We start from the raw sequence: 289 nt of genomic DNA, 5'->3' as shown, positions 1-289 counted from the left end.
ATCCAGGTCCCGCCACTCGGTGGCGCCGAGCGCGTACGTGCCCGACGGGCTGCGCGGGGCTTCGCCGTCGTTGCGGTACGACACCACGAGGCTCGAGATGCCGAGGGCGTGGAAGACGGGGACGGCGCGCAGGGTCTCGGCGCGCGTGGTCCCGCGGCCGTGCACCTGCACCACCCATACGTCGGTGTCGTTCGGCGCCGGGAACTCCCAGGCCGGGCAGGCGCCCACGCCGGTGTCGATGTCGACGTCGCGGAACGGCAGGTGCAGCTGCTCGGGGGCGTCGTAGTAC

The 289-nt window shown here is 73.4% G+C and carries 1 pseudogene; it reads right to left on the bottom strand.

From position 1 onward, the window contains the following. Nucleotides 1–289 (bottom strand): annotated as a pseudogene (locus tag DBR36_RS17985) (alpha/beta hydrolase); the annotation flags it as partial.

The sequence above is a fragment of the Microbacterium sp. HMWF026 genome (genome assembly GCF_003061325.1).
GTDB classification, from domain to species: domain Bacteria; phylum Actinomycetota; class Actinomycetes; order Actinomycetales; family Microbacteriaceae; genus Microbacterium; species Microbacterium testaceum_E.
Note: the sequence above shows the minus strand (reverse complement) of the source record. Positions and strands in the feature narration are given on the sequence as shown.